Below are 9692 nucleotides of genomic sequence, written 5' to 3'. Positions count from 1 at the left end.
AGGAGCTAACTGAGGTCAAATCGCTGTCTACCAAGGCTTTTAGAGTTTGCGATCGCTCTTTGTGTGAGAAATGCGGGTTCAAGGGCGCGCTCTTCCAATTGTCGATACAGAGGTAATGCTTGATTATAGTAAAAGAGCGCTTTTTGTTTGAATCCTAATAAATCGTGAGTTCTACCCAGTGCCAGATTAATCAAAGCCTCTTTTGATCGATCTCCCACCTCACGCCACAAAGGAAGCGCTGTTTCCCATTTTTCAATCGCTTGTTGCAGTGATTTGGCTGTCCCTTGTTGAAACAGTTGCAATCCCTCCTCATACAGTCTTTCGGCTTCAGCGCGTTTGTCGGTTTGGGCGATCTTTATCGGCGCTATTTCTCCAGCGCGTTTTGGTAGGGATAACCCCTGATCTTGTCCCACAGCGACGATGAAAACGCTGCTGAAGATAGTGATTACCGCATGGCAGGAATAAACCAACCATTGCCGAGAAGCTAAGGTTGAATTGAGAAAATAGGTTTGAAGTTTTTCTGTTGGCTGTTGCTGTTGATAATGCATCCGTTTACCTTCACTTTTGGGTTGAGTGCGCCTTCACTACTCTCTATGTCTTACGAGGTTGAGGTTATGCAATGTAGAGACGTAGCATGCTACGTCTCTACACGCCATTTCCCTTTGCCCAGGATTTCTCCCTACCTGCCAAACCGTTCTAATAATTCCTGACGAGAAAGCGTCAACAGCAAAGGAGTCAACTCTTGATGAGGTAACTCTAACATGGCTGCGATTTTGTCGGCTAATTCTGCATCAACTTCACCAAACCTTACTCTCAGCAGGTTCTCCACCTTTTCTCGCCCCCCTTCGCCTAATCTCAGATCTTGCCTAGAACCTTCGCCAAACCACAGTAATAACTCTTCGGGGGAAAGGTTAAACAGTAGACGAGTCAACACTTCTGGCGGTAACTTTAATATATGTGCGATGATCGCTTCTAATTCCGCATCAATTTCCCCAAACCGCACTCTGAGAAAGTTTTCTACCATTTGCCGTCGTTCTTCCCGAATCCCTTCTTGTCTGCCTTCTTGTCTGCCTTCTTGTAAGGTTTCTTCCCGCCAACGTATATAAGCTGGTGATAAGTTCATCAGTAACTCCCTATCTGCATTACTTAAGGTTTCACTACTGCTCACATTGATGCGCCAATTGGCTAGTATTTCCAGTATATTCCGCCGCAATGGACTTTCTTTGGGCAACTCAAGTAACTCCTCAATTGCCTGTTGCTGTGTTCTCCTTTTTCCTAATACTCTTAACCACAGTGTATCTTGACTTACGGGTAATTGGTTAATCGCTACTAATGCGGTTCTCTGAAACTCCGGTAAGAAGTAAACTCCTTCTCCCCAATTCTCATCCTGACTTAACTTGGCACTAAACCCGTTGAGTAACCGTTGAGAACAAGAGGGCGATAGAATCCACAAAAGGGGTAACTCATCCTCTGACACAGAACGTTTCTCTCGTCGTGCCTTTCTCAATAGTTCAGCTCGTAGCGAATACAATTTCAATAAGCAACCGTGTATTTCGGCTACAGTCGGGGCATTACGAAACGGTTCAAATAGACAAGCGGTGGCTGCCATTTTCCCCAATAATCCCAGATTAGAAGAATCTGTCGAGGGAGAGGATGCAGGTACAAACCAAACATCCACCTGGCGCACTTCGCTGGGTACATCTCGGCTAGTTTCTACTGTACCCAGTGGCGCTAATAATTCTTCCAAATACTGCTTGGCAAATTGGTCATGAGGTTGTCGTGTCATAGGTCAAGGAACAGGGATGATAAAACCGATAACTTATTACTCCCGTTCCGGCATAAGCTGCTGTAATTCAACCCCCACACCGATTGGAGTTTTTCGTTCGTTATACAAGGATTTTATCCTGGAGTTTATGCCTAAGGATATTTAAATAAAAAAACAATAATGTAGGATTAATTTGTTTATTTTATCGCTCATCAATGCTGTTGTAGAGACGTTCCGCCGGAACGTCTCTATCATAAGATATGTCCTAACCGCTATGGCGGTTGCTATAAATTGGGGATGATACCAAGTTGTAGTGGCGTGGCACACCTTATTTGATGAATTAGAATTACGCCCGGAAACCGTAGGGGCGCATGGCGTGCGCCCGATTCAATGGTAAAATCTATCCCACAATTTTAGCTGTGCCACGCCAGTAGAATCTGTCATTCTGAGTAGAATGCAGTGAAACGGAATGACGCGAAGCATCTGTCCAGATTCTTCGCTCCGCTCAGAATGACATGATAGAACGCAACTTGGTATGAGTAGCGAACATAATGGGATGAGTAGCGAGCAAGATGCTCGCACTACAAGGATGAGAGCCATTATTGTTATTCAGGTTTAAATACCGAATAGCTTACTGCACAGCTTGAATCGCCGCTTCTGCATTCACCAAACCCCGACCAAAGAAATAATTCTCAGCGGAACTAGGTTTAGGAAATACTGAAAATTCGGGTCTTTCTTCGGGTTTTTCCTCAGTCAAACGGGCTTGTTGATAACTTTGATAAAGATCCTGTTCCGTTTCCGTTAGCGTTAATCCCTGATAACTGGCTGTCTCTTCCAACACATCCATAATTCGCTCTCGATTCAGGGTATTATTTACGCCTTTCATTAAAGCCACTACCCCAGATACAGCAGGTGCTGCAAAGGATGTTCCCTGAACTTGCACATAGTTACCCAAGGGATCGAGAGTATATCCCCAAGCATAGTCAGGTTTCGTTATCCCTTGCCATAATGATGATAATCCAGTCCCCCCGGTGGTTAAAATACCCCCACTTAAACTGCGACTAATATCTCCACCAGGAGCAACCACATCCAATCCTTTGCCATAGTTACTATAGGAACTACGCTCACCTTGCATGTTCGTCGCCCCGACAGACAGCACTTGAGGAATAGCTGCTGGGAAACTAATTCCAGACCGATTTTCATTCCCGGCTGAAGCCACAATTACCAGTTGAGGATTTGCCTCTAAAACACTCAAGATTTGTTCATTTAATGCTTGATGAGGCATTAATCCGCCTAAACTCAAATTAATCACATCAACATCCCGTGCGGCGGCGTAGCCAATTGCTTCAATTAAAGAGATGGAATCTATTGCACCATTTAATCCAAAGACGCGAATAGGTAAAATTTTTGCCTGGGGAGCAACGCCGACTATTCCGCTTTGATCGGGAGAATGCGCCGCGACGACACCAGACACCCAGGTTCCATGAAATTCAGATGTTATCTTACTGCGAAAGTATTGTTTAATTAAAGTTCCAATTTCACAAGCAGAAGCATCAGGGTCGTTCTGAGCTAATAGTAAGGCTACTTTTTTATACTCTTCCACCATTTCCTGACAAGATAGCTCAAAGGTATGGCGAAAATGGGGCTGAAGAATATCCCGTTCATTCCGACTCAATCGGGTATCAGGATCACCTTGTCCAGAACTAGAAAAGTCCCACCCATTGACCTCACCGGGGAGTTTGTCGGGATAATGATCGGTGGTATAAATATTGCTCGCTAAATCCTGGTGATCCCACTGGATCAAACTGTCAATCACGGCAACCACAACTCCTTCACCCCCCTGGCTGGCTTGCCAAGACGCGATCGCGCCAATATCGGTGCGGGGTAACAGTTGCCCCCGTTTGGGTGTACTATCTAAATGCCACAGTAGAGGTAATAAAGCAGTTGAAAAGGGAGTGTCTTTGGGCTTAGGTAAACGAGCAAGGCGTTGTTGCAGCAGTCGCTCCGGGTTGAGGGTTTCTCGGCTAGAATTAATCAGGTTGGTTTGGGGAACAATTTGATCCGAAATTGCTTGAATAAAATTCGGTGTCGCTGACTGAATCACACTGACTTGATTGAGTTGATTTGCCACGGTAATTATTTCTGTCCCTGATGCCGATTTTGACCGGGCGACATAGCGATTTTGACTGAAGCGGAGGGGACGAATGATTTCTAAGTTCTGCTCGTCCAACACTTGTTGCTTCTGGGTTTCGGATGTCCCTGGTGCAAAACTAATGACAATTTCATTGGGGAGAACAATCAAATTTTCATTCTCCCTATCCTCAGATTCCCCTTGATTGAGAACGGGTAGGGTTTCCTCAACATAAGGCTGTTGTTGAATCTGGTTGGTTAACAACCGGGTAGATGTTCGCACCCCAGCCGGAAGCCGAACCAACGCTAACTGATTACCGAGAGGGTCAACTTGTAAATTGGTATTCGGTTGTAACGTCGAACCTCGCCCTTGAATTCCCCTTGTGGTTAAATCGTCTTGGAGTTGCAAATATAGGGGTTTATTCCCTCGCGGCTGAATGGCTTTGAAGCGAACCGCCAGCACATCGTTACGTAGATTTAGGGGAATTTGTTTGCCATAGAATGAGTAAGATAGTGCTTCAGTCGGTTGGGTTTGAGCTAGAGAGGCTTGAGGACGTGAACCTAGATTGTCAATGTTCCACAAACAGGCTGTGATTAAAATGGCAGATACAAATCGCTTCATCTTGAGTATCCTTGTATACGCTACGATGTATCTCTACTTCTGGAGTAGGGAAGCTTATGCAAATCAGAGAGTATAATTATAAGTTGTAGTGGCGTGACCCACCTTCGTGGGTTCTCTTGGGGTAACCCGACTAATTCATCAATTGCCTGTTGCTATGTTTTGGTTTAGTTTGTTTTTATATGAAAAACTGAATTACCACCTGCAAGAGGAGGCGATTGAAATCGCTGCTACACAAACCAAGTCCGCCTGCGCGGACTGGATTATAAGTAGCTAACCCGGATTTGGTGTCAGTTGGGTTTCCTTGCGTTTTCCCAACCTATACATTAACTACAAGTTAACAGGTTCAATTGCTGTTACTGGAGTGACGCTCTAAATGTTGACGTTTCAATTCAAAACAAACGACGGCTGCGGCAGAGGCGACGTTTAAGGATTCGGCTGGGGCTTCAATGGGAATTGATACCCAGGTATCAATTAAGTTGTGATGATCTCGATTAATTCCTTCGGTTTCATTTCCCAAAACAAATACCGAAAACGGTGAAAAAGAAAGACTGTAGATTGTTGAGGTAGCTGTGCCACTCAATCCATAAATTGTATAATTAGCTTGATGCAATTGCTGGAGTGCTTCAGACAGTTCAGCACAGCGCAAAACTCTGGTATAAAATGCTGTACCTGCTGAGGCTTTAATCACCAGAGGATTCAGATCAGGACATCCTTTTCGGGGCAGGATAATTCCGTCAAACCCAGCCGCTAGGCAAGTGCGGATAATCATGCCCACATTACTGGGATTTTTGACCCCATCTAAGGCTAATAATTTGCGGGTTTGAGGTTTAAGATTAGGGGGATGAGATTGTTCTCGTTCTAAATAGGTAGATAAGGCTTCCATCGCCGGTGGAATCACATCGACAACAACGCCTTGATCATGACGACCGTTACGAGAAATTCGGGTAATGTATTTGGGTGATTCTCGCGAAATTGTCACCCCTCTTTCTTTGGCTTCCTTGATTATTTCATCAATAAATTCTCCTCTGGCATTATCGGCAATTAAGACTTTATCAATAACAATATCCTGGTTAGATAATGCTTCTAATACAGGTTTTCTGCCATAGACTGTAATAAACTTATCTCTGGGATGCTTAGTTTTGTGAGTTGTCATCGTTAGGTTGGGATTTGTTTGTCGGATGGGTTAAGTGGAGGGTTATCGGTTTGAATGCAACGTAGTATCACTTATTCCAACAGCTAGGTGAGATGATCTTAGCCACATTATCATCTAAATAAAACTCATAGACGGGTTCTCCTGATACTTCACAACGTAAAGGCTCAAGAACCTTTGTAAAGGGATTCCAAACCGCTGTCACCGCCCGTTTTACCTTCTTTCTAACTAGTTCAAAATTAATATGGATTGTGGGCAGATGAATCACCATGGCACTATGTAAAAAAGCGTCTACAGAGAGGGTATAACGTTCCTTGATATCTGCCAGTTTCCGCTCTAATTCCCGTTGAGTTGCTTCAATCCGGGCTAACTCCTTCTCTTTTTCTTCACCGCTTAACCCTTTATGCTCAATTTTGGCAGCAATCTCAGCCGCGATCGCACCGTAATAAGCATGAAGTCGTTCTGAATCTCTTCTTAGCGTTCGGGTTAATTTAGCATTCCACTTCTCTAGCTCCGCTTTAATTAATTTAGCGGCTGTCTGTTCAATTAAACTGGACAACTCCTCAAACTGCATCACGGTTAAATTTTCCGAATCATTAACATCAATTCGATCGGCTTCCCAAAATAAAGCATCGCCAATGTCTACAGGGGTCACTCCAGTTGACTCATTAATAATAAATGAAACCATCCCGATTCTTCTCTCATTTGCTTCGGCTGTATAGGCGACATTGCACCAGATATAACGAGTGGTTTTTGGTTTAGCGTCTATAAATCGAATCAACCCATTTTGAGGTGCAATATGAAGCTGTAGCAGTTTTTCAAACCCTGTCGTTTTGAGATAACCCTCATATTTCACGCCTACTTGTGTCACACATCCTCTATCTGCTAGCAGTTCAGAAAACTTATTCAGCACGGCTGAGTGATAGGTGACAAAATGGCTTTCGGGAATATCGGCTCTCGTGGCGAAAGTTACCTCTTCAGGTAAGTCGAGAGCTTTGGCAATCGTTTGAGTTAACAGTACATTCAAAACCTGCTCGCCATCCGGTTCGGCGATTCCTTCGTGTAAGGAGATGAGTTGAGCTAGGGTAGACAGGATTGGATTGGAAACCATTTTCAGATCAGGAACACATAAAAGAAGATTTATAGCATTTGCTTTTTAAAATTAAGCTTCAAAATCTTCTCCAAAAATCTGTTCATCGAGTTCGCTAATTTGGCGATATTTGTCTTTAGCGTTGATCAAGTCAGTGGCTAGGTTTTCAAAGGCTGTATCTAATTCAGGTTTGGCTTGATGTTTTAACCAAATGTCTATCACCGCGTCGCTGAAATCAAACTCCTCATCCACATTCCCTAAGATGGTTTCGATTTCCCCGACCACCAGTTCAAACATATTAATTTTATCATGCAAGATTCGCAGGATGTATTCCTCAATGCTATCCTGAAGACAGAAATTGAAGATAAACACATCTTGTTGCTGTCCGATGCGGTGGATTCTACCAATGCGTTGTTCAATTTTCATTGGGTTCCAGGGTAAGTCGTAGTTGACAATCGCGTTGGCAAATTGGATATTCCGCCCCTCACCACCTGTCTCAGATGCGAGCAATACGGAGACGCGATCGCGAAAGGCTTCAATGGCTGCGTCTTTCTCTTTTAACGACATATCTCCGAGAAATTGGGCAAAGGAGATATCCGCTTGTTCCAGTGTTTTGGCTAAGTAAGCAGATGTGGCTCGATGAGTGGTAAAGACGATGGTTTTTTGAGTCGATTTTTTGAGTAAGTCTACTAAAGCTAAAGCCTTCTCAACTTTTTTAATTTGTGAGGCGCGTCTGGTTAACCGTTTTAATTCATCACTAGGGAATTTTTTGGCAAGGTTTTTGAGTGAATCGGCTAAAGCTTGAGGTGAGGAACCTGCCCGCATTAAAAGATTGGTGCGGGAAAACTTGTCTAATTTCTTGGTTTTGCCAGAGTCGGATTCAGTGATTTCCCAAGAACGCAGATACTCGGTCAAATCCTGATAAAGTTTCTCTTCACTCTGGGAAGGAGTAACCGTGATGGTGGTAGCGAAGCGTTTGGGTAACTGAACATCAACTAAAGAACGGGTATTGCGAACCATTACCTCCCGCATTAACTGGCGTAGCTTTTCGGGATTTTTGGGAACTCGTCCATTTTTTGAGGAAACGTACTCTTTTTTGAACGCCGCTTCTGTTTTTAATAGTCCCGGTTTGAGCAGGGTTAAGAGATTGAACAATTCCACCAGAGAGTTCTGGACAGGAGTAGCCGTGAGCATTAAAATAAATCGTTTATTTAGGGCATTGACAAGTTTCCAGTTTAGGGTGCTGCGATTTTTCAGGTGGTGTGCTTCATCAACGATGACTAAATCCCAGTTTCGGGCTGTGACTAGGTGGAAATGATTCGCTGATTTAGCCGTATTCAGGGAGGCAATCAGTCGGTTATTTGTACTCCAAAATTCGCTCCGGTTGAGTTGGAGTTGTTTATCGTCGCTGGTAATGGTGTCGATACCAAATTTCGTTTGCAATTCCTGTTGCCACTGAGAGACGAGAGAAGCAGGGGTAAGAATTAACAGAGATTCAATCATACCTCGTGCCAGGTATTCACTTAAGATGAGTCCGGCTTCAATCGTTTTCCCCAGTCCGACTTCATCGGCTAAAAGGGCGCGTCCTCCCAGTTGTCTGAGGACTTTGCGGGCGGTTTCAATTTGATACCAGTGCTTATCAATCCCCGTTAGAGTTGGAAGGCAGACGAGTTGGTCATAATCTGCCATCACGGATACGTTAAACAGTTTAATTCTGGCTTCGTAGTAGTCAATCGTGTCCGTTTGCCCATCAGCAAGTGCTTGTAAGGCACTGGAGTGATTAAATTTGAAGGTGTATAAGCTGTCCATGATCTATCGTTACCTTTATCCACACCTCAAAACCATACTTGGCTCTCTTCCCCTTGGGGTAGAGGGCATTTTTTTGTATATTTCTTACTTTATAAGTATTGCACCTCTAATCCAATCCCATAGTTAAAACTCAGATAAAACAATGGCTACTCTGAATCAACGTCGTCCCCAAAACGCTAAGGGTGACGTTTATGTCGATAAAACTTGTATTGATTGTGATACTTGTCGCTGGATGGCACCAGACGTATTCCATCGGGCAGATGAACAATCAGCAGTTTACCATCAACCGACGAATGAAACTGAACGATTAGCAGCGATGCAGGCGTTGCTATCCTGTCCCACAGCTTCGATTGGTACGGTAGACAAGCCTCAGGATATTAAAGCGGTTCAGGAAACCTTTCCGATTCCGATCGCGGACAATGTTTACCATTGCGGTTATCATGCGGAAAGTTCTTATGGGGCGGCGAGTTATTTAATTGTCCGGGAGCAGGGGAACATTTTAGTCGATTCGCCCCGATTTACGCCAGCTTTGGTTAAGCGTTTGGAAAAAATGGGTGAAATTCGCTATATGTATCTCACCCATCGCGATGATATCGCAGACCATAAAAAGTTTCGAGACCATTTCCGGTGCGATCGCATTCTTCACAGTGATGATATTACCCCCAAGACGAGTGATGTGGAAATTCAGCTAACGGGTCACGACGCGATCGCACTATCCCCCGATTTGGTAATTATCCCAGTTCCCGGTCACACTAAAGGTCATACCATTTTACTCTACCAGCAAAAGTTTCTCTTTACGGGTGACCATCTGGCTTGGTCGGATCACCTGCATCAACTCTATGCCTTTGACGATCTCTGCTGGTACTCGTGGTCAGAATTGCTCAACTCGATGCGGCGTCTGGCTACCTATCGGTTTGAGTGGGTACTTCCTGGACATGGACGGCGGTATCATGCAGATGCACAAACCATGGGTCAACAGATGCAAAAATGTATTTCTTGGATGGAAACGGTACGCTAATAAGTAGTTTGTCATTTGTCTGGGAATAGGGAACAGTGAACAGTAAACAGTGAACAGTAAACAGTGAACAGTAAACAGTGAACAGTAAACAGTGAACAGTAAACAGTG

Annotated in this window: 7 protein-coding genes; 1 reads left to right on the top strand and 6 read right to left on the bottom strand. The window is 44.2% G+C overall.

Annotation, left to right across the window (positions count from 1 at the left end; genetic code table 11):
• Positions 1-5: 5 nt before the first annotated feature.
• The 6 genes from ACLGGO_RS34065 to ACLGGO_RS34040 form a co-directional block, all read right to left on the bottom strand.
• Positions 6-548 (bottom strand): tetratricopeptide repeat protein, encoded by a 543-nt coding sequence (locus tag ACLGGO_RS34065; RefSeq protein ID WP_446422639.1) that lies wholly within the window; start codon positions 546-548, stop codon positions 6-8.
• Positions 549-679: 131 nt separating this feature from the next.
• The gene (locus ACLGGO_RS34060; protein ID WP_446335317.1) at positions 680-1786 is read right to left on the bottom strand and encodes a hypothetical protein; all 1107 of its coding nucleotides are present in this window, start codon (positions 1784-1786) and stop codon (positions 680-682) included.
• A gap of 610 nt (positions 1787-2396) precedes the next feature.
• Complete coding sequence (locus tag ACLGGO_RS34055; protein ID WP_446422638.1) at positions 2397-4517, bottom strand: S8 family peptidase; 2121 nt, start codon at positions 4515-4517, stop codon at positions 2397-2399.
• Between the two features lie 343 nt (positions 4518-4860).
• Positions 4861-5670, bottom strand: a complete 810-nt coding sequence (locus ACLGGO_RS34050) for a TrmH family RNA methyltransferase (RefSeq protein ID WP_446422637.1) — start codon at positions 5668-5670, stop codon at positions 4861-4863.
• Between the two features lie 67 nt (positions 5671-5737).
• The gene (locus ACLGGO_RS34045; RefSeq protein ID WP_446422636.1) at positions 5738-6778 is read right to left on the bottom strand and encodes a hypothetical protein; all 1041 of its coding nucleotides are present in this window, start codon (positions 6776-6778) and stop codon (positions 5738-5740) included.
• Between the two features lie 51 nt (positions 6779-6829).
• Positions 6830-8566 carry a DEAD/DEAH box helicase gene (locus tag ACLGGO_RS34040; RefSeq protein WP_446422635.1) on the bottom strand — a complete coding sequence of 579 codons (1737 nt, stop codon included), beginning with the start codon at positions 8564-8566 and terminating at the stop codon, positions 6830-6832.
• Between the two features lie 142 nt (positions 8567-8708).
• Between ACLGGO_RS34040 and ACLGGO_RS34035 the strand changes: the two genes are divergently transcribed.
• Positions 8709-9584, top strand: coding sequence for an MBL fold metallo-hydrolase (locus tag ACLGGO_RS34035; RefSeq protein ID WP_446422634.1), 876 nt, complete (start codon positions 8709-8711; stop codon positions 9582-9584).
• Positions 9585-9692 lie beyond the last annotated feature (108 nt).

The organism is Coleofasciculus sp. (assembly GCF_046565525.1).
Classification (GTDB): domain Bacteria; phylum Cyanobacteriota; class Cyanobacteriia; order Cyanobacteriales; family Coleofasciculaceae; genus Coleofasciculus.
This window is presented reverse-complemented; position numbering and strand designations above follow the sequence as displayed.